This window comes from Paenibacillus sp. MY03 (assembly GCF_002165585.1).
Lineage (GTDB): Bacteria > Bacillota > Bacilli > Paenibacillales > Paenibacillaceae > Pristimantibacillus > Pristimantibacillus agaridevorans.
In genome coordinates this window covers 1-21180 of sequence record NZ_MXQD01000088.1, presented here as the reverse complement: position 1 = coordinate 21180, position 21180 = coordinate 1, and the positions used below count along the sequence as shown (strand labels likewise).

General features: G+C 51.8%; 14 protein-coding genes. 13 read left to right on the top strand and 1 reads right to left on the bottom strand.

Going from position 1 to position 21180, the window contains the following annotated elements; all coding sequences use genetic code 11:
- The 10 genes from B1748_RS37135 to B1748_RS35470 form a co-directional block, all read left to right on the top strand.
- Positions 1 to 697 (top strand): hypothetical protein (locus B1748_RS37135; protein ID WP_179215999.1); only part of this gene is annotated, 697 nt, incomplete at its 5' end.
- A 177-nt stretch (positions 698 to 874) separates the two neighbouring features.
- Positions 875 to 2413 carry a glutamine-hydrolyzing GMP synthase gene (gene guaA, locus B1748_RS35520; protein ID WP_087572699.1) on the top strand — a complete coding sequence of 513 codons (1539 nt, stop codon included), beginning with the start codon at positions 875 to 877 and terminating at the stop codon, positions 2411 to 2413.
- A gap of 92 nt (positions 2414 to 2505) precedes the next feature.
- Entirely contained in the window at positions 2506 to 2730 is a 225-nt protein-coding gene (locus B1748_RS35515; protein WP_143810469.1) for a hypothetical protein, read from the top strand.
- A gap of 792 nt (positions 2731 to 3522) precedes the next feature.
- Positions 3523 to 5322, top strand: a complete 1800-nt coding sequence (locus tag B1748_RS35505) for a sensor histidine kinase (RefSeq protein ID WP_179215998.1) — start codon at positions 3523 to 3525, stop codon at positions 5320 to 5322.
- Positions 5294 to 6751 carry a response regulator transcription factor gene (locus B1748_RS35500; protein ID WP_087572695.1) on the top strand — a complete coding sequence of 486 codons (1458 nt, stop codon included), beginning with the start codon at positions 5294 to 5296 and terminating at the stop codon, positions 6749 to 6751. Before B1748_RS35505 ends, B1748_RS35500 begins: the two co-directional genes overlap by 29 nt.
- Before the next feature lie 102 nt (positions 6752 to 6853).
- Positions 6854 to 8212, top strand: a complete 1359-nt coding sequence (locus B1748_RS35495; protein ID WP_087572694.1) for an ABC transporter substrate-binding protein — start codon at positions 6854 to 6856, stop codon at positions 8210 to 8212.
- Between the two features lie 83 nt (positions 8213 to 8295).
- A complete protein-coding gene (locus B1748_RS35490) occupies positions 8296 to 9165 on the top strand; it encodes a carbohydrate ABC transporter permease (protein WP_087572701.1) in 870 nt (289 codons plus the stop codon).
- 18 nt (positions 9166 to 9183) lie between these two features.
- Positions 9184 to 10041 (top strand): carbohydrate ABC transporter permease, encoded by an 858-nt coding sequence (locus B1748_RS35485; RefSeq protein ID WP_087572693.1) that lies wholly within the window; start codon positions 9184 to 9186, stop codon positions 10039 to 10041.
- A gap of 175 nt (positions 10042 to 10216) precedes the next feature.
- Positions 10217 to 15886, top strand: coding sequence for an S-layer homology domain-containing protein (locus B1748_RS35480; RefSeq protein ID WP_087572692.1), 5670 nt, complete (start codon positions 10217 to 10219; stop codon positions 15884 to 15886).
- Between the two features lie 339 nt (positions 15887 to 16225).
- Positions 16226 to 16456, top strand: a complete 231-nt coding sequence (locus B1748_RS35470; RefSeq protein WP_087572690.1) for a hypothetical protein — start codon at positions 16226 to 16228, stop codon at positions 16454 to 16456.
- Positions 16457 to 16532: 76 nt separating this feature from the next.
- On the opposite strand, the gene trhO is transcribed toward B1748_RS35470, so the two are convergent.
- Positions 16533 to 17426, bottom strand: coding sequence for an oxygen-dependent tRNA uridine(34) hydroxylase TrhO (trhO, locus tag B1748_RS35465; RefSeq protein WP_087572700.1), 894 nt, complete (start codon positions 17424 to 17426; stop codon positions 16533 to 16535).
- A 175-nt stretch (positions 17427 to 17601) separates the two neighbouring features.
- Between trhO and B1748_RS35460 the strand changes: the two genes are divergently transcribed.
- The 3 genes from B1748_RS35460 to B1748_RS35450 all read left to right on the top strand — a co-directional run bounded on the left by B1748_RS35460 (position 17602) and on the right by B1748_RS35450 (position 20893).
- Positions 17602 to 18453, top strand: a complete 852-nt coding sequence (locus tag B1748_RS35460) for an AraC family transcriptional regulator (protein ID WP_087572689.1) — start codon at positions 17602 to 17604, stop codon at positions 18451 to 18453.
- A 139-nt stretch (positions 18454 to 18592) separates the two neighbouring features.
- A complete protein-coding gene (locus B1748_RS35455) occupies positions 18593 to 19564 on the top strand; it encodes an N-acetylglucosamine kinase (protein ID WP_087572688.1) in 972 nt (323 codons plus the stop codon).
- Positions 19565 to 19576: 12 nt separating this feature from the next.
- Complete coding sequence (locus tag B1748_RS35450) at positions 19577 to 20893, top strand: 6-phospho-beta-glucosidase (protein WP_087572687.1); 1317 nt, start codon at positions 19577 to 19579, stop codon at positions 20891 to 20893.
- The last annotated feature ends 287 nt before the right edge of the window (positions 20894 to 21180 follow it).

Below are 21180 nucleotides of genomic sequence, written 5' to 3'. Positions count from 1 at the left end.
GCAGCGGGAGCGGCTGCGCCTGCGGGGCGCGCTGCGGCGCTATGGCGCGGCGAGCGCGGCGCTTGCGCGGAGCGCTGCGAGCGGCGAGCCGCCGTGGGGCGCTGTGCGCGCAACTGATGCAGCAGGCAACAGCGTGCCGGCTTCGATCGTCGAACGTTCGAGTAGCTCGCCCGGGGCGACGCGCGAAGAATTAAGACGCACGAACACCCAAGCGGAGCTGCCGCGTCGAGAAAATTCGGGCATCGGCGATCCCGAGCAGGAACGCGCTGTCGAATGGAAGCCGCGCAGTCGCAGCTTGGCGGCTGCCGAAGCCGCTGCTTCAGCTCGGTTGCATACGGCAAAGGCACGTCAGAGAGCCGGGTTGATCCAGGCGGCGGAGACTGTCATCAAGCTGCTTCGGAGACGGGCGATCAAGCATGGCCGTGCTGCGCAGCTGTCGACCGCATTGACATTGCGCGAAACCGCCGATCTGTTAGGCGAGACGATGGACCGAAGCGGGCGCGACCGGCTCTCCCGGTTGGTGAATTGGCTGGAGGCTTCCTATTATGAGCCTCCTGGTGCATTGCGCAATGCGCCGACAGCGGAAGAGCTGCGCAGCATGTGCCGTTTATTGTTGAAACACTCGCAAGGAAGCGGAGGCAAGACGCGAGCTGCTTCCAATAAGATGCAAGCGAAGGATCAGACGCGGGCAACTTAGTTTCTTTTTTGGGCGCACGGATAGAGAAAAAGCGTTTTACGACGAAACATCCTTTCTCGAATATATGCGAGTGGGATGTTTTTTTGTCGAAGGAAGAACCCAAGAACGCGCTTCGCACCTTGACTCTATTTGAGCGGCTTATGTATAATTACTGCATCAATTGAGGGAGGCTCGGTCATGACGAAGCAAAATGAAATTATCGTTGTTCTCGATTTCGGAGGACAATACAACCAGCTGATTGCGCGCCGCATTCGGGATTTGGGCGTGTACAGCGAACTGCTGCCATTTAACACGCCGGTGGAACGGATCCGCGAATTGGCGCCGAAAGGCATCATATTCTCGGGAGGACCGGCTAGCGTATACGAAGAAAATTCGCCGCTTGTAGATCCTGCGATCTACGACTTGAACGTGCCGATCTTCGGCATCTGCTACGGGATGCAACTGATGTCCCACCAGCTAAACGGCAAAGTCGAACGCGCGGGCAAACGCGAATACGGCAAAGCGCAAGTGGAATTCGCGGAAGGCGGCCACATTGCGCACGGTCTTGACCGCGTGCAGACGGTATGGATGAGCCACAGCGACCTCGTCATCGAACCGCCTGCAGGCTTCAAAGTCGATGCAAGCACGGAGCACGCGCCAATCGCCGGCATGAGCAACGAGGAGCGCAAGCTGTACGCGGTTCAGTTCCACCCGGAGGTGCGCCACTCGGAGTTCGGCAACGAGATGATCCGCAACTTCCTGTACAACATTTGCGATTGCGACGGCAATTGGTCGATGGAAACGTTTATTGACGATACGATTCGCGAAATTCGCGACCAAGTCGGCGACAAAAAAGTGCTTTGCGCATTGTCCGGCGGCGTTGATTCGTCCGTTGTGGCTATTCTGCTTCACAAGGCGATCGGCGATCAGCTGACTTGTATGTTTATCGACCATAATCTGCTGCGCAAGGGCGAAGCGGAAGGCGTTATGGAAACATTCGTCGGCAAATTCGATATGAAAGTACTGAAGATCGACGCGCGCGACCGCTTTATGGACAAGCTGAAAGGCGTTGACGATCCCGAGCAAAAACGTAAAATCATCGGCAACGAATTTATCTATGTATTCCAGGAGGAATCGGGCAAGCTGGACGATTTCGAATTCCTGGCGCAAGGCACGTTGTATACGGATATCGTAGAGAGCGGCACGGCTACCGCGCAAACGATCAAGTCCCATCATAACGTTGGCGGCTTGCCGGAAGACATCAAGTTCAAGCTCGTCGAGCCGCTTAAAGCGTTGTTCAAAGACGAAGTGCGCAAAGTCGGCGAAGAGTGCGGCTTGCCGGATGCCATCGTATGGCGCCAGCCGTTCCCGGGTCCGGGCCTTGCGATTCGCGTCCTTGGCGAGGTAACGGAAGAGAAGCTGCACATCGTACGCGAGTCCGATGCGATCCTTCGTGACGAGATCGCGAAAGCGGGTCTGGACCGCGAAATCTGGCAATACTTCACGGCGCTCCCGAACATGAAGAGCGTTGGCGTCATGGGCGACGCACGCACCTACTCCTACACGGTAGGCATCCGCGCCGTAACGTCCATCGACGGCATGACGGCCGACTGGGCGCGTATTCCTTGGGACGTGCTGGAGAAAATCTCCGTCCGTATCGTCAACGAGGTCGACAATGTCAACCGTATCGTTTACGACGTGACGTCGAAGCCGCCAGCAACGATCGAGTGGGAATAAACGAAATGCAATTAACAGGCTTGGAAATCTCTTTCACTAAGAGATTGTCCAAGCTTTTTGTTTGGGTTCGTGATCGGGATTACGCTACAAATATGCCGGGGACCAGAACGTTCCAGGTGGAGGTCGACGGGCATCGGGTCAATAAGACGTTCGGCACCCATGGACAAGAAGGCTTCCGCTGGACGGAAGCGGGAACCTTCGAGCTGGACGAGGAAGTTGTGGAGCTGTCGCTTGTGGATAGAACGATGTCTCTACAAACTGGTAAGCAGATAGGGCAGCGAATGAAGTTTTTATTTGTCAAGAATGCGTTCCTATAAATGACAAGAATGCCGATCAATGATGATCGGCATTTGGCAACAACTTCATTGGCTAATGGTTAAAACATCTCTTGGCGGATTGCCCGTACGACGAATCTCGTTAATCTGAGAATTCGTCAGTCTGCGTCCTACGAGAACGAGGGAAGAAGTTACATCGTTAAAATTTGGGAGACTCGCTACGTTCTGACTGCCGCGGAATATACGCACAGAGCCTTGGAAATTAATATCTGAGAATAGTACAAGCGTGACTTGTCTTCTACTTACAACATTGCGCAATCTAAAGCTAGAGAGCACATCATTGAAACGAAATGCATTTAAGTCTCTGATAGCTACTCCACCGCGTCTAAATAAAATCCTTCTTCCAGAAAAGTTATTATCCATAAACAGGGACAATCTAACATCTCGATTTGCCAATTTTATCACCCTCCATATCAGTGTAAGATAGATTATGAAATTTCACTTTAAAATGATAGGGATAAGAATCCTAAGTAAAATGCCTGTTTCGCAAAATAGGATTCTGTCAAAAAGCCGAATTTTATCGAAAATGAAAGCCGGAAAATAATAATAGCGGAAGCTCCATATAAATACTCCCTTCTATCTGCGTTGTTGGGCAAATAGAAGGGAGTATTTTCTCATGACCAAGGAGATTAGGAGGAGTATCGCAAGCTGTCCGGTTCTAGGAATTGTCATACGAAGTTGCAAGTTTTCGGCATGCCGTCCCCGCTCTAAGGCATGTTACAATAAAAAGGATGAATTGGAGACATGACTATATCGGCGGGGAGTGAGTCGGAGATGGCGCGGAAATGGCGGAAGTGGCTTCCGAACACGTTAAAATACAGACTTTTTACGGCTTATATTCTTCTTTTAATGCTTCCTTTGTGCATCGCCATTTTTTGGTTATTCCAGCATTTCGAATCCATCCGGCAGCAGGATATGATGGAGCGCATGTCCGAGCGCATGCAGCAGGTTCATACCTCTCTCACCGATATGATGGCGTTTGCCTATAAAGCCAATACCATGCTGAGTCAGGACGAAAGCCTGATTCAGATTATGCATGACCCGGACAACTACGATCCTCTCCACAGAAAAAAAGTGATCGAGAGCAAAATGTTCGGCATTAACAACAGCTTCTTTTTCCATCAAACGGAGCTTTATTTTCGGTTTATTGACCGCAAAGGCCATGTGTATACATCGTACGCCCCCAACGCGCAGCTAACCAATGATCTGGCGGAATTGCAAGCTTGGCAGGACAGACTGCAGGTTGGCGCACGTCCTTACCGCTGGGTAGCCGATGACTGGAATGATATAAAGGACAGCCAGGGGGACAAGCTGCTCAGCCTTTACACGCTGCTCGATGACCAACTCAGGGGGAAATACGGGCTGGCACGCATCAGCATCAACATACAGGAATGGTTCCGCAGCACGCTAAAGGACAGCCCGGCCAGCCGCGATCTGACTATCTTTACCGGCGAGGGGGAAAGCGTGCTGCAGAACGCGGATACCTCCTTTGGCCCGAGCAATATGGACAGAATGATCTCAGCCCGGGAGAAGGAAGGACACTACACGGATTCAAAAGCTTTGACGATGGTCCATTACAGCTATGTGGAAGAGCTGGACTGGTATGTGGTCAGCCAAATGCCCTTAAGCGAGCTGCAACAGGAGGTTCAGCGGCTCCGATTAATCGTTTATTTGTTTTTGGGCGTGCTGGTGGTCGTTTTTGTGCTGGTTACATTCTTTTTGGCAACGCGTATGACAAAGCCGCTCAATGTTCTGAAGCGCAGTATGGAGGAAGCGTCGGACAAAAAGCTGAATGTAAAAATATCCGTCGGCACGGGAGCGACTGACGAGGTACGTTCGCTTGGCGAAAGCTTTAACCGGATGATAGACGATGTCATCGAGCTTATTGACAGGCTGAAACAGGAGGAGCGGCAAAAGCAGGTTGTCCGCTTCCAGATGCTGCTGTTTCAGATGAACCCGCATTTTCTGCTGAATACCTTGAACACGGTTAAATGGATGGCAAGAAAAGAAAAGCAGAGCGCTATTGCCGGCATCTGCACCTCGCTGGGGTCCATTCTGGAGGCCTGTCTCAATTCAGATATTGAGTTGATTGCCTTGAAGGAAGAAATCAAGCTGCTGCGTTCGTACGAATCGATTCAGGTATTACGCTTTCGGGAGCAATTTACAATGGTGTACGAGGCGGAGGAGGCAGTGCAATACGCGCTCGTCCCCAAACTCAGCTTGCAGCCGCTTGTTGAGAATTGCATCGTCCATGGTTTCGACGCCTCCGAAGGTCGCGGCATCATTCGGGTCAGGGCCCGCGCGGAGGGAAACGAGCTTGTGCTGGAAGTGGCGGATAACGGCATTGGCATGGAGAAGGCGGCTGCAAGGCCCGGCAGGCGCAGCGGTCACGGGATCGGGCTGAGCAATTTGAGGGAGCGGCTGCAGCTGCTGTTCAAGCGGGAGGGCAATCTCGAGATTATTTCCGGGGAGCAAGGAACGACGGTCAGGATCCGATTGCCATTACTGATTGCCGCGCCTTATTCAGAGAAGGGGGATAGTGGCCATGTGGACGGTTTTGCTGGTGGAAGATGAAGGTTATGTCCGCGAGGCGATTCGGGAAACGCTGGACTGGGAAAGCCACGGCTTCTGCGTTGCGGGCGAGGCGGGGACCGGCAAGGAGGCTTTGGAGGCCATTTTGGAGTGGAAGCCGGACGTGGTCATTGCCGATATTGTCATGCCGGGCATGGACGGGATTGAATTGCTTAAGGAAACGCGGAAGGCCGGCATCCGCAGCCGGTTTATTATGTTGACGGCCATGAACCAATTTGATTATGCGCGGGACGCGCTTCAATACGGAGCCTTTAATTATTTGCTGAAGCTATCGCTGAGTGATGAGGTTCTATTGGAGAATCTGGCCAGGATCAGGGAGGAATTGCTGGGGGAGCTGAAGGAAGCGGGGGAGGCGCTGTATCCGCTGTATCATAGAATCTGGGCGGAAATCAGCGGAAATCGCGTGCCTGCGCATGCAGCGCCGATCGCACTGCCCGCAGCCGCCGTCAAATTCCATAGTCTGAGGCTTAGTATTGCAGCAGTATTGAGCGGAGCCGATCCCGCGCTTCCCCATCAGGCGGGAATCCGGACGGAGAAGTATCTGCTGGTGCAATCCTTTTGCGACGGCGGGCAGACGACCTTCTTCTGCTGGAGCTTCCCCGACAAGGCTGGCCAGGCTTGCGACAGCGGGTTCTGCCGCCCCGGCGAGCCGGCAGCGGACGGCGGTCTGGAACAATTCGCCCGGGAATGGCGGAAAGTGCTCAACCAATTGAACGGCAGCTGGTATGGCATCATGGAGCTGCCTGTCGGGGAGGAGACGGCGCTGCCGCCAATCGGCGAGCTGGAGGCAGCGCTGGTGCGCGCATTCGAGGAACGTAATGCAGCCAAATGCGCCGAGACGGCTGCCTTGATCTGGGAGAGCATGAAGCGGATGTCGTTCTCGCATATCGACGTGAAGCAACTGGCTGTCCGCTTGCTGCATGTATTGGAAATGTTAGCCGGAAGGAATGCGGAGGAAGGCGCGGATTTGTACAAGGACGAGGCGTACGTCAACGCCGCGATGAGCCACGAATCGCTGCTCGCACAAGTGCAACAGACGATACAGGAGCACATTAGGCGGAAGCAGGAGGAGAAAGTAAGCTATACGGACCATCCGGAGGTTAACCGGGTTATTCAATATATGCTGGAACACTACAGGGAAAATATGAAGGTGACTGACTTGGCCAAGCTGGTCGCTATCAACGTGGACTATCTAAGCACCATATTCGGCAAAAAAACAGGGCTCACTCCTATCGCTTATTTGAGAAATATCCGGATCGAGCAAGCCAAACGCCTTTTGATTTACTCCAAATTGAGCGTGGAAGAAATCGCAAGCCAGACGGGTTTTGCCGACGATGCCTACTTCATCAAAACATTTAAGCGTATGACCGGACAAACGCCCAGCTCTTTCAGGAGAGACAATAATAAGTAAGTTTTGTACGGTTAATCGGCAAGTTTCGTCCCTTATTGGCCCGGGAGCCAATTGATATAGTTGGGATGTAACAAACATCTCATTAGGGAGGTTGCAAGAACAATGAAAAACAGAAAGTGGTTGGCCGCAGGCGTGGCATGGTCTGTAGTGGCGTCTCTCATGCTTGTCGGCTGCAGCGGAAACGGAAACGGGAATGGAAACGCTGGAACGGAGGGGCCGGCATCATCCCCTAGCGCCAAACCCGGCTCGACGGCAAGCGCTGATCCAATCAAGCTCACCTTTTGGGGAGCTGTGCCAGTGGAGAACGGGCCTCAGACAGTCGTCGACAACTGGAACAAAGAAAATCCGGATATCCAGGTGGAGTATGTGCGGTTCGTCAACGACGAAGCCGGCAATCTGAAGCTGGATACGGCGCTCGTTTCGAGCCAGCCCGTGGACATGTATGTCAGCTATGATTACAGCCTCTACGAGAAGCGGGTCAAAGCGGGCAACGCGCTTGATGTAGGTGAATTCACCGATTTCGGCGTGGAAGAAAAAATGGGCGAAGGAGCCGCTTTGTGGAAGGTGGACGACAAATATTACGGCGTACCTACCTCGAAGGGGCCGTCCTTTGTCTGGCTTAACAAGGATATGCTCGATGCCAAAGGACTGCCGGTTCCGACGGAATGGGGACTGGACGAGTTTCGGGAATATGCAGCCAAGCTGAAGGATGACAACGTTTGGGGATTGGCGCAAAGCGATTACTACTTCAATGTGCCTATCAACGGTTCTATGCTGAAAAAGAGCCTGACCTTAACCAACCCGGACGGCACCTCGGCTTTCGATAATCCGCTGACGGTCAAAACGCTGCAGGTGTATACGGACATGATGTTCACGGACAAAAGTTTGATGCCCCATACCGAGCAGATAACGTCCAAGCCCGCATTGGACCAGATGTTTGTGAAAGGCGAAACGGCCATGCTGTTTTCCACAAACCAGGTTTTCCGCACGACGAACAATATGGCGGAATATCCACGGACGTTTAAGGTGGCGGCAGCGCCGGCTCCCAGAGTGAACAAGGATCAATCCGATTACATTAACGCCGGCGGTCTGGGCGACGTGATCTCGATCAACCCCCGTACCAAACATCCGGAAGCTGCGCAGAAGTTTATCAAATGGTACGCGGATAGCGGCATGCTGCCGATGGCGGCTGGCGGAAGAGTGCCTGCATCCAAGGATTTCCCTGTCGATGAGGCTGTTGCTCTCATGTTTAAAGGCGTAGAGGATACCTATGATCTGGATTCGATCAAGCGGGTTATGTTCGGGGACCTTCCGCTGGGCTTAAGCCGTCTGGATCGGAAGACGGGAAGCGAACAGCAGGCCATCTACGACAATGTGTTTTCCCGAAAGCTGACTCCGGAGGAAGGCGCCAAGGAATTGGCGCGGGTTCATAACGCAAATTTGAAAACGTCATCGCAATAACGGCAATGCCCGGGAGAAGCGCGGACTAGAAACCTGCGTTTCTTCCAACTTATAGAGAAAGGCGGTGACCGATCGTGAACTGGATGAAGCGGCAGAGGCTGATTGGTTATGTATTTATTGGTCCCAATCTGATCGGAATGACGGTGTTTATGCTCATTCCGGCCCTGTTCTCCTTTTACTTGATGTTTACGGATTGGGTATTTGCTAGCGGGCAACCCCCGCGTTTTATCGGATTGGATAATTTCAGGATGATGGTGAGAGACGATTTATTTGCTGTATCGGTCAAAAATACCCTGTTGGTGTTGATCCCCGTACCGATTTCGATCATGCTCGGTTTTTTGATCGCGGTCATGCTTAATAACAGGACTTACTTCCAGAAGACGCTGCGTGCCTTTTTCTTCGCTCCGTATTTTACGAGCGGCATTGCCATTGCCTTCGTCTGGATGGTGCTGTTCCAACCCACCAACGGCCCGATTAACGCATTTCTTCGTTCCGTGGGCATATCCGAGCCGCCGCTGTGGTTCGCTTCGCCGGATACGGCGATGTATGCGGTGCTGGTCATGATGACCGCAGGCGGCATCGGGTACAACATGATTATTTATTTGGCTGCGCTGCAGGAGTTGTCTTCGGAGCAGCTGGAGGCCGCGAGGATAGACGGAGCGACGTTCGGGCAACTGCTGCGCCAGATCATTTTTCCTTTGGTCAGTCCGACGACGTTATTTCTGACGATTACCGGCTTTATCGGCTCCATCAAAGGTTTTGGCATGATCTACGCCATCACTCAGGGAGGCCCTGCCAATAGTACGACGGTTTTCTCCATTTTCGCTTATAAGAAAGCGTTCAGCTTCTACGAAATGGGGTATGCGTCGGCCCTCTCATGGACCATGTTCCTGATTATCTTGTTTATTACATTGATTCAGTGGGCAGGCCAGAAAAAGTGGGTCCATTACTAACGGAGGGGAATTCGCAACATGGATGCTATTAAAGACAGAAAAATCAGAAAAGTCAGAGAACAATTGACCCAAACCTTTAACACGATCTTGATGGCGCTAGCCAGCCTGCTGCTGCTGTCGCCCATGATCTGGATGATCAGCACTTCCTTCAAGAAAGCAATCGACGTGTTTACTTATCCGATTCAGTGGATTCCGACCGACCCGGTCTGGACCAATCATATTAAGGTCTGGACGACCGGAGACGGATTTGCAATGTTTTATTTGAACTCCTTGAAAATCTCCCTTGTTCTGATGATTGGAGCGCCTTTGCTGGCCGCTTTCGCCGCATATGGCTTCAGCCGCATTCCGTTCAAGGGCAGGGACGCCGTTTTTCTCCTCTATCTATGTCTGATGATGATTCCGCAGCAAGTGCTGTTCGTCCCGAAATTTATCATGTTTGATTGGATGAATATTTACAACACCCATTGGGCTCTCATTCTCCCGGGCTTGTTTACGGTATTTGGCGTCTTCATGATCCGGCAGTTTTTTATGAGCATTCCCCATGAAATATCGGAAGCGGCTTTTATTGACGGCGCAGGCCATTTCCGGATTTTCTTTCAGTTGTTTCTGCCGCTTTCCAAACCGGTCCTGGCGACCTTCGCCATTATTGATTTCACATGGACATGGAACGATTATGAGAACGCCCTGATTTTCCTGTTGGACAAAAGGCTGTTCACGGTGCCGCTTGGCATGCAGAACTTTATGCTGGAAGCGGGCGTGGACTACAACATGATGATGGCCGCCGCCACCGCAGGCGTCGTACCGCTGCTCATCGTCTTCTTTCTGGGCCAGAAGTATATTATTCAAGGATTTTCAAGCTCGGCCGTTAAAGGGTGAACGACTCTATAACAAACCAAATGTCTAATAATAAGTGTTCTGCTGTTGGTTTACTCCGGCAATACGAATGTTCTTGCCGGAGCAACAGAAGGAGAAATGTATTCGATGCCGGAAAGTGAAAGCGCTTAACCGAAAGCTTTGAATGATCCGTAAATGAATTGAAAAGAGGGATAAGATGACTCGAGTAAAGCTTAGAAGATGGATACTTGCAGTAAGTTTGATTGTATCGTTGCTTGCAACGAACCTGTCCCACGTTAGAGTGTTTGCTGCGGACAGCGCACCGGAGAAAGTCGATTACTGGAAGTTTGAAAGAATACCTGCTGGCAGACATGAGCTGAGCAGCGGGTTAAACGTACATCAAGGCCAATACGCGCTGAATTTAACATTTAATGCGGAAACCGAGCCCAATAAATTTTATTTGGTTAAACAAAACATTCCCGTGGAACCGAATACAAACTATACCATCCAATTGTGGGCGAAGGGGGACTCAGTAGGGAAAGCCTGGTTTGGCGGGGGACCTGGCTGGGGGCTCCGGAGTACCTTGGTTGGCACATATGACTGGAAAGAATTTAGCATCAATTATAAAACAGGCGCAAGCCAAACCTCATTCGAATTTTTAATTTTGGTGGAAGGGAAAACAACCAATCTATGGATAGATGAAGTGAGAATGGTTAAGCAGGGAACCGAAAACAATCTGGTGCGAAACGGAAATTTTGAGGCCAAGTCGCTTATGCTTTCCGCCAATCCTCCATCCGGTGAAGTGAAGGTAGGAACACAGGTTTCCTTGTCTGTCGAAAACCAGGAGGCAATGATTTATTACACGACTGATGGCAGCGATCCCAGCAATTCAACGACAGTGAAGCAGTACGAGCAGCCTTTCGCGATCGAGCGGGATATGCAAATTAAAGCCTATGCCAAAACGAGCGACGGGAGCGAAATTGAACCTATTGCGTTCAACTACACCACTATTGTTGGCGAAGGCGAGCAATTGCTAGACTTTGATTCTTACCTGGAGACGACCGGAAAGGGCCGCAAGGTTCCGATTTTTAAAACGGATTCGTTGCAGATCGATGGCGATTGGGAGAAGTGGGATGCGTTTACCGGTATTGTATTGCCTAGTGATAGGGAGCGGCAAGTAAAGATGTCCGATTGGAAGGGGCTGCAGGATTTATCCGCGGAAATCAAGTTTGCGTATGACGACGAAGCGCTTTATATTGCGGCCAAAGTTGAAGACGACATTCATTATCCGGTAGCAGATAGCGATATGTGGGTAGGGGACAGTTTGCAAATTGCGTTTACGCACGATTCTGAGCTGTACGGACCAGAATATGGCTTTAACTTATTTAATGAAGGTCGGAAACAGATCTGGAGATGGAGCGATGGAGTGGCGAAGCTGCCCAAGGAAAAAGTAGATTATCATGTAAGCAGAAGCGGCACCTTGACCCTTTATGAAGCGAAACTTCCTTGGCAGGCCTTTTTTGCAGATAAACCCGACGGCAAAGTATCGATGACTCTGCTCGTTAATGATAATGATGGTAACGGCAGGAAAGGCGTGGTTGAATGGACGGGAGCTATTGTCAGGGGGAAAAATCCGAAGGATATGGCTGAATTGTTGTTGCTCCAGAAAGACGAAGCATGGACGGTCATACTGGATGGACCTGCAGAGTACGCTGCCGGCTTCGAGCAACAATACGATCTCACGATTCCTAACTTTGGCGGGGAAACCTTAACACTGGCTGTAACCGCTGAACCATTTGGACTTCAAAATGAAGTGATCATCATACCGGGCGGAAAAGTGTGGACAAAGAAACTCCCGCTTACAATGAGTGAACTGGGCACACACACACTGGCTGCATCCGCACAGCCAATAACAGGCCAACCGGGAAAGCAGGATCAGTTAATGATTAACGTTTTAGCCAACCCACAGGATCTGGCAGCGCAATTTGAGCAATGGCGTACAAAGTTGCCGGCACTTGCTGCATTGTTGACGACGGCTGAAGCAGCCGGGCTTGCCGTTGATTATGAACGGGTAAACTATACGATTATCGATCAGTTTATTAATTATGGTCTGGAGGATATTAATCGTGAATATTATGATCGAGCTTCCTATGTGCTTGAAGAGCTTGAGAAGCTGTATGAGGAGGCTTCCGGCAATGTGCAGGCATATATAAGCGGGGAGAAGATGCCGCTTGTAGTGGATCGATATGTTACAGGTTCGATTGATATCGACAAAACGGCTTTTGTTGCCGACGCTCGTTCCTCGATAAGTGATGAAACCGTGCGTAAACCCGTTTTGTTTACTGGATATGGCCATTTCGCACAGGCAAAAAAAGATATTCCTTTATTTAAGGGATACGGGGCTAATATGATTTCAATGGAGATTGGACCTAATTCGGTGATCAAGCCCAAGGAAAGCTTTACAGATTGGAATATTGAAAAAACGGGCGTATCCGCTCAAGCAGTGCGTGATTTGGAAGTAGGCCATGGCGTGAGCGGAGGGTCGCTGCGCATTAGCAATCAGACTCCCAAAAGTCCCGGGAAATTTATCGATGTATGGCAGGAAGTAGATGTTGAACCGGGCACTGCCTATGTGATCAAGGTATGGGCTAAAGGAGAAGGGGTGAACAATGCCTGGTTTCCGGGTGGACCGGGCTGGGGTCATCGCTCCCCGTTCCCGCAAGGCACCTTTGATTGGCAAGAACTCACTTATGAGTATAAGAGCGGGCAGAATGAACGCAAGTTTCGATTTATGATCGCTTCAGAAAATGAAACCCAAAATCTGTGGATTGACGATGTGCGCATGTATGCCAAAAATGGTTCTGGCGAAAATCTGATAGTCAATGGCAGTTTCGACGAAAATAAATTCGTCGAGTTAGACAGTGACGACTATGTTGGAGATATTGTTCCTATTCAAAAAAACGTCATTGAACATTTGAAAACAGCCGAGGAGAACGATGTTGCAGTTGCGCTTCTGCTATCGCCGCATTACTTTCCGACATGGGCATTGGAAAAGTGGCCTGAGCTTCGCAGCAACAACGATGGGTTTATTAAATTCACCATTGACGCCCCGCGGGCTAAACAAATAATGGAGGATTATTTGCGGTTGGTTATTCCGTTAGTCAAAGATTACAAGTCGTTGCATAGTATCATCTTATCTAATGAAGGGGTTTATCGTTCATATATGGATGAAGCGAATAACCCGGCATGGCAGGAATACTTGGAGGAGAAATATGACGGCGATATTGCAGCTCTTAACGCTCTGCATCGCACAAGCTATGCGAAGTTTTCTGATGTAGCGCTGCCGGACAAAGTTTCTCGAACGCCGGCATTTTATGATTGGGTTAAATTTAATAATAAGTTGTTCTCTGATTGGCATCGGTGGATGGCTGGGATTATCCATGAAATAGCGCCTGATATTCCTCTCCATGCGAAAATTATGAAAGGTGCACAAAATGACATTGGCAATTTGACTTGGGGAGTAGATCCGGAGGATTTCAGCCAACTATCCCAAATTAATGGAAATGATAACTCGAATATCTATGGCCGAAACAGAAATTTTACAAGTGAATTAAAGTTTTATGATTTGCAGGCTTCGATGAAGGAGGCTCCGATCTTTAATTCAGAGCATCATATAATCGTGGACGGCGAGGAGCGCTATATTCCAGAGTTTGCACCGCATGTGCGTTCCGTGTTGTGGCAAGGAGCCATTCATGGCATGAGCGCTGCAACGATCTGGGTTTGGGAAAGAACGTACGATCAAAACAGCGACTACAAGGGAAGCATCATGCATCGTCCTGATGTAACGGCAGCCGTAGGACGGACACATCTTGATTTGAACCGGCTTGCCGATGAGGTAACGGCTTTTCAACAGGATAAAGCAGAGGCGGCTATTCTATATTCGATACCGGCTGTCATGTATGATATTGACTATCCCGCAGCACTCGACAACGCTTATGAGGCGATTAGTTACAACGGGTTGAAGGTCGGATTCGTGTCCGAAAATCAAATCGAGAACGGAGTGCTTGCGGATAGAAAGACACTCTTTATCCCGAATGCCAAACATGTACAGGCCAGCACTTTCGCTGCTTTAAAGCCATTTGTTGAAAATGGAGGCAAGCTGGTCATCATCGGGGAGCAATCGCTGACTTACGATGAGTATGACCGGCAATTGCCGAGTGCGGAGCGCAGCTCGCTGCTGCAGCATGAAAACACGCTTTTGTTCCCTGCTACTGCCTCGTCACTTGTATTACGCAATGCCATGACCAATACGCTTGAGGAGCAGGGTCTTATTAATGTGCAATTAATTGATGTTGATAGCAATGAGCTGGTATTCGAGACGGAGTGGCGTTCCGTGCAGCATGACGGCAAATTGCTGATCAATGCGACGAACTACACATGGAGCGATAAAACAGTGCGCGTTGTCGTTAACGGCGAGACTGTGACCAATTGGAAAAATCTTATCACCGGCGAGACACATTCGGAAGGCGAATCCCTGCTGCTAGTCGCTCATGAACCGGTATTGCTGGAACTACCATTGACGGGGGAGGAAGTGGAGCCGATTGCCCATAATAGCAGTTTTGCCCTTAATCTTGAAGCAGGCACAACAGATCAACATTTAAATGGTACTTTGCAAGCTGAGGGCGTGTCGAATTTAAGGTATGAAATTGTTGCAAACGGTAAACTGGGGACGGTGGAACTCCGTAATGAGGCGACAGGGGAATTCGTGTATACGCCGCATGGTTATGCAACTGGAGAAGACTCGTTCACATTCCGGGTTCACGATGGCAATCGTTACTCGAACACGGCGACTGTGACCATTACAATAGCGGCATCGCCAGTCGTCAATCCGCCTGTCTATCCGGGAGCGACGGAATCTGCTTCGGGACAGCTATACTTGCCAGCCGGAGGGGCTGGGGAGGTCAGCCTTGACCGGCAAATGAAGCTGACAATCCCGGCCGGAGCTACAGATACGAGCAGGCAGTTTGCAATTGCCAAGCTGGAAGAGCAAAAGCTGCAGGATTTGCAAGCGGAAAATCGGATTAGCCCGGTATTCGAGTTAAGTCAGGATCCGGCAGGCGCATTCAAAAAGAAAGTTATCCTTCGCATCGCATTCGATGCAGGCAAATCAGGGGAAGAGCAAAAACCGACTCTTATGCGTTATGATGTTAAACAAAAAATGTGGATTGAAGTAGAGGGCAAAGTGGACGGCGACAGCTTTATTGCCGAAGTTGATCAATTGGGGATTTATGCCGTCATGGTATTGAAGGATGAGGCGGCCGGCCCGCAGCCAACGAAAGAACTGAACGATATCGCCGGCCACTGGGGGCAAACCTGGATTGAAAAAGCAGTGCAAGCGGGTATTGTTACGGGTTATGCCGATCAAACTTACCGTCCCGATCAGGCTGTGACCCGTCAGGAACTGATCGTGATGTTGGCACGGACTCTGACGCCGCAAGCTGGCACTGGGCAAGCCCCAAGTTTCACTGATAAAGAAACGATCGGTAAATGGGCCGCTGATGCAGTAACGTCTGCTGTGGAAGCAGGCTGGATTGCGGGGTACGACGACGGCAGCTTCCGTCCGGAGAAAGGCATGACACGGGTTGAGCTGGCCGCAGTGCTGGCTCGTGTCATAGCCGGAACGGATCATGTTGGAGGCGATGCAGGGCTTAGCCAGTTTCGCGATGCGGAGCAAATACCTTTGTGGGCGCAATCGTATGTAGCTCGAGTTGCAGCCAGCGGGTTGATGGAAGGCACGGGAGCAGGGCTGTTTAAGCCAGCCGGCATCGTTACCCGCGCGGAAGCTGCGGCTATCGTTGTAAGATTAAAGGAGCAATCAGCAAAATAAACGAATGAGTCCATGTAACCTCCTTCGCTTTCGGTTCAAACCGATTGATCGAAGGAGGTTTTCTCACGTTAGCGAATTTCATTTTTATGCGACTTGAAATAGGAACAGGCGTTCGTGTATAATGGACTTACTATCAAGTACTTGACGAGGTGGGCTCTATGGAAGAATACGTCGGCAAGACCGTTCAACTCATCTATAATGACCGGAACGGCAACGTTTCAATTCGCAACATACGGGTTATTTCAATAGTAAAGGATGTCATGAAAGCGTACTGTTACTCAGCTCAGTCTATCCGTTTATTTTACCTTGAACGTATTGTGGACGTGGAGGTGATTCGGAATGTTGGACGAGACAGCGCGTAAGTTGTTCCGGATGTTTTACGCTTTATACCGGTTTGAATCGGCACATATCGATATGGATCGGTTGGCGCGATTGACCGGTCGATCGAAGTTGCGAATTGCAACGGCTATTCGGGCTCTGGAGGAGAAACAATACATAACGTGGAATGAACGTGCAGGAGTCATTCGAATAGTGACGCAGGCGGAACGTCATTTGAAAGAAGCGAATTGAAGCGCATTTGCAAAAAATATGCAAAAAAACTCTCTTCCATTGGCTAGGGAAGAGAGTTTTTGCAAGTCTATATACACTATCCGACCTTAACATTGTCCTCGCACTCCGCGGAACAGAAACCATTGTGCGATGTTTCGCAGTCCGGGCAAACGATGTGCTGGCGGTGGCAAGTATCGTCGGCGCAGTTAATGTACATCTCGGCAGGAGTTCCGCAATGGTAGCATTTGCCGACTACGACGCTTTCGTCCGTGCGGTTGATGGGAACGGAGATTCGTTCGTCGAACACATAACACTTGCCGTCGAACAGTCTGCCCTTAACCTCTTCGTCCTTGCCGTAAGTGACGATGCCGCCGTCTAGCTGATAGACGTCCGTAAAGCCCTCGCTCAGCATGACGCCGGTCAGCTTCTCGCAGCGGATGCCTCCGGTGCAGTAGGTCAGGATCGGCTTGTCCTTAAGATCCGCCATATTTTCGCGAAGCCAAGCCGGGAATTCCTTGAAGGTCTTGAGATCGGGCCGGATCGCTCCGCGGAAATGACCGAGATCATATTCATAGTCGCTGCGTCCATCCAAGACGATAACATCTTCTCTTTGCAAATATTCGTGGAACTCCTTGGGAGACAGATGCGTGCCCGTGAGCGTATTGGGATCGAGCGGCTTCTCGTAACGGAGCGTTACAAGCTCCTTCTTGTAGCGAACGAATATTTTGCGGAAGGCATGTCCTTCTGCTTCGTCAACCTTGAACACCATATCGGCGAACAGCGGATTGGCGTGCATATCCCGCATATACTGCTCGGTCTGCTCGACTGTTCCGGAAACCGTCCCGTTGATGCCTTCGTCCGCGATCAGGATGCGGCCTTTCACATTCAGTTCCTTGCAGTAGGCCAGATGTTCGGCAGCGAACTGCTCCGCATCGGGCACCGGAACGAATTTATAATACAACAAGATTTGATATTTGGATTGTTCGGTCATGGAGAAAGTCCTTTCTTTAACTAAGTAAGTATTGTTTCCATTGTAATGGACTCGGGGCGCGATCTCAACAGCAAAGACTGCCAGCATGGTGTAGCCGCCTTTGGATCAGGCGACATGATTCGTTTAACTCTGCTATACTTTCCTATAAAGCATTAGGAAGGAGAGGAGAGGGACGATGAAACCGAATCCGCCGATCATCCGGGATCGGATCGAGATGCCGGAGCGCTTTCCTTTGCTTGTGTCGCAGACGGAGGGCGTAAGCCCGCTCTTCCAGCGGCTTCACTGGCACGATGCGCTGGAAATCAACCACATTGTGAGCGGCGTCGGCTACATCCTCATCAACGGCAACCGGTACGAGCTGATGCAAGGCGACATCGTCCTCATCCACTCGGGCGATCTGCATCGCGCATTCGATACGGGCGGGCTGGTAATTGGCGTTATCATGTTCGATCCGGCCTATCTCTCGCTGGAACAGCGGTATGATACGGAGCTGCTGCTGCCGTTCCGGGGAACCGGCAGAACGTTCGATCACGTGCTTGACCGGGGCAATCCGGAGCTGCCCAGGCTGAGAGCGCTGCTGGAGGAGATGAAGGACGAATACGGCCGCAAAGAGCCTCACTTCGAGGCCGTTGTAAGGTCGCAGCTCGTAAGGTTTCTAGCTTACGCAAACCGATATTTTGTCAACAAATCCAGGGAAAAGGCAGCCCTTGCCAGAGGGACGGAGACGATCCGCCGGGTGCTGCGCGCCATGGAAGGCGATATAGCGCAGGGCTGGACGCTTGGCGAGCTCGCGAAGCTGGCCCATCTCAGCCCGTCGCGGTTCAGCGCCTTGTTCGTAAGCATCGTCGGCACGTCGCCGATGGACTACCTGATCCAGCTCAGGCTGTCGCGGGCGGTCGATCTGATCGAGACGACGGAGCTCAAAATGATCGATATTGCGGCGGAATGCGGATTCCGCAATCTGTCGAACTTCAACCGCTTGTTCAAGAGCCATATCGGCAAGCTGCCCTCCGAGCTGAGGGCTTGATTCAAATTCTCGATTTCGCGCAAAAACAGTAAGATCGTATCAGAACATCGTTCCTTTAGCGTAGAGGGACGGTGTTTTTCTTTATTATAGTAGAGCTAAGACATGAGTAATCTCTACCTATACCCCATGAACGAGGAGCGTGAAGGTTATCCTATACTTAGGCATAGATGCGGGAGGAACAAAAACGCATGCCCTGCTGGTAAACGAACGGGGCGAGGCGCTGGGTCGCGGACATAGCGGCAACGGCAACCATCAAACGGCGTTCCAAGAGGCAAAAACCCATATCGAGGAGGCTTGCGACGCGGCGCTGGCCGAAGCGGGAGTATCGAAGCGGGAAGTGACGTTCGCGTACTTCGGGCTGGCCGGAGCCGATAGAGAGCCGGATTACGAAATTCTTCGGCCGATGATCGCTTCGCTCGGTTATGAGCGGTACGCAATCGCCTGCGACACGATGATCGGCATGCGCGCGGGCACGCATCAGTCCTACGGAGCAGTGATCATCAGCGGAACGGGCTTTAACGCGGCAGCACGCAACGTTGCGGGAGACGAGCTGCAATATGGCGGCTTCGGCTATTTGTTCGGGGACGGTCAAGGGTCCGGCACCGATCTCGGGATTCATGCGTTCCGCACGGCGATCCGGTCCTGGGAAGGGCGCGAGAAACCGTCCGTGCTGTCGGAGACCGTCCCGGCCAAGCTTGGTTATCCGTCCGTGGAGGCGATGTACGACGACGCGCTCTACAACGGCTTGCGTCCGCCGGCCGGGCTGGCGAGACTCGTATTCGAGGCGGCAGCCGGAGGAGACGACGTGGCGATCCGCATTCTGGAGGAAACAGGCCGCGAGCATGCCAATGCCGTGCTGGCGCTTATTCGAAGGCTCGGCATGCAGGACGATACGTTCGACGTCGTGCTGACGGGCAGCGTCATGATGCGGGGCAGCTCGCCGCATATGGTCGACGCCATCCGGGAGGCCATCCGCGCCGAGGCGCCGGGCGCTTCCGTCGTCAAGCTTACGATCGACCCCGTGATCGGCGCGGTTATGAGCGCGATGGACAGCGCGGGATTTTCGATAGACGAAGAGACGGACGCAAGATTGCGAAAAATCACTTTATAGGAGGGTATTGCAATGAACAAACAACCGCTCAAAGTCGCCGTGATCGGCGGAGGTTCCTCATATACGCCGGAGATTGTCGAAGGATTTATTAAACGGTACGACGAAATGCCGATTCGCGAGCTGTGGCTCGTCGACATCGAACAAGGCAAACATAAGCTCGACATCGTCGGCGCGCTGGCCAAAAGGATGGTGGAGCAATCCGGCTTGCCGATCGAGGTTCATCTGACGCTGGACCGCCGAGAAGCGATCAAAGGCGCGGATTTCGTGACGACTCAGATGCGGGTCGGCCTGCTCGAGGCGCGCCGCCGCGACGAGCATATTCCCATCAGACACGGCGTCATCGGCCAAGAAACGACGGGGCCCGGAGGCATGTTCAAGGCGCTGCGCACCGTTCCGGTCATACTCGACATCTGCAAGGATATCGAGGAGCTCGCTCCGAACGCCTGGCTGCTCAACTTCACCAATCCGGCTGGCATCGTAACGGAAGCCGTTCTTAAACATACGAAGGTCAAGTCGGTGGGGCTCTGCAATTCGCCGATCAACTTCTATAAGTTTCTGGCCAAGGAATACGGCGTGACCGAACGCGAAGTGCTGCCGGAATTTGTAGGCATTAATCATCTGCATTGGGTAACCGCGGCGTACGTAAACGGCGAAGACAAGCTTCCGGAGCTGATCGGCAAAGGCCGGGAGTATACGGCCTCCAACGTGACCGCGCTGGATTGGGACGCGGACTTCCTGAGCTCGCTCGGCGCGATCCCGACGTATTATTTGCGTTACTTCTACATGACGGACAAGATGCTGGCGGACATGACGGCGTCGATGGAAAAGGACGGCACGCGCGCCGACATCGTAAGCCGCGTCGAAACGGAGCTATTCGAATTGTACAAGGACGTCCATCTGAAGGAGAAGCCGAAGCAGTTGGAGCAGCGCGGCGGAGCTTATTATTCCGAAGCGGCCGTAAACCTGATGCATTCGCTGTATACGGACAAGCGCGACATCCAGACGCTGAACGTGAAGAACGGCAACATCATTCCGTTTTTGCCGCAGGATGCCAGCATCGAGGTCAACTGCGTCGTGACGGCGCAAGGACCGACGCCGATTCCGCTGCGCACCATTCCGGAACATGTGACGGGGCTGCTTCACGCGGTCAAGACGTACGAGTCGCTCACGATCCAAGCGGCGATTACCGGCGATCGAGGCATCGCCCTGCAGGCGCTCGTCCATCATCCGCTGGTGCCGAGCGTGACGGTTGCGAAGGCGTTGCTGGAAGAGATGCTGGAAGCGAATCGCGCCTATTTGCCGAATTTTTTCAAAAACGAAAACGAATAACGGTTGCGCGTTTCCCTGGCGTTCGGTTTGTCGAGGCTCTTGGCCTTGGCAAGCCGGACGTCTTTTTTGTGCCCTTATTTGCTCGCGCAATCCCCGCATTCCAGGACCTACTTTCAACCGAATGTTCACGGACTGGGCTCGGCAGCAACATCTTGTCGCAGACCGGCAAGGTTGCAATGATGGGTTAGTAATCTGCAGGGTGATGGGAAAGTTGAGCGCAGTGGAGTTATAGCCGAAGCGAATTAATGGGAAAAAGTCCACTAGCGTTGCATCAAAGCTTACACTTC

Coding starts and splice junctions, on each gene's coding strand:
- B1748_RS35515 (WP_143810469.1), top strand. CDS start 2,506: ATGCCGGGGACCAGAACGTTCCAGGTGGAGGTCGACGGGCATCGGGTC.
- B1748_RS35495 (WP_087572694.1), top strand. CDS start 6,854: ATGAAAAACAGAAAGTGGTTGGCCGCAGGCGTGGCATGGTCTGTAGTG.
- B1748_RS35500 (WP_087572695.1), top strand. CDS start 5,294: ATGTGGACGGTTTTGCTGGTGGAAGATGAAGGTTATGTCCGCGAGGCG.
- B1748_RS35480 (WP_087572692.1), top strand. CDS start 10,217: ATGACTCGAGTAAAGCTTAGAAGATGGATACTTGCAGTAAGTTTGATT.
- B1748_RS35470 (WP_087572690.1), top strand. CDS start 16,226: ATGTTGGACGAGACAGCGCGTAAGTTGTTCCGGATGTTTTACGCTTTA.
- trhO (WP_087572700.1), bottom strand. CDS start 17,426: ATGACCGAACAATCCAAATATCAAATCTTGTTGTATTATAAATTCGTT.
- B1748_RS35485 (WP_087572693.1), top strand. CDS start 9,184: ATGGATGCTATTAAAGACAGAAAAATCAGAAAAGTCAGAGAACAATTG.
- B1748_RS35460 (WP_087572689.1), top strand. CDS start 17,602: ATGAAACCGAATCCGCCGATCATCCGGGATCGGATCGAGATGCCGGAG.
- B1748_RS35490 (WP_087572701.1), top strand. CDS start 8,296: ATGAAGCGGCAGAGGCTGATTGGTTATGTATTTATTGGTCCCAATCTG.
- B1748_RS35505 (WP_179215998.1), top strand. CDS start 3,523: ATGGCGCGGAAATGGCGGAAGTGGCTTCCGAACACGTTAAAATACAGA.
- B1748_RS35450 (WP_087572687.1), top strand. CDS start 19,577: ATGAACAAACAACCGCTCAAAGTCGCCGTGATCGGCGGAGGTTCCTCA.
- guaA (WP_087572699.1), top strand. CDS start 875: ATGACGAAGCAAAATGAAATTATCGTTGTTCTCGATTTCGGAGGACAA.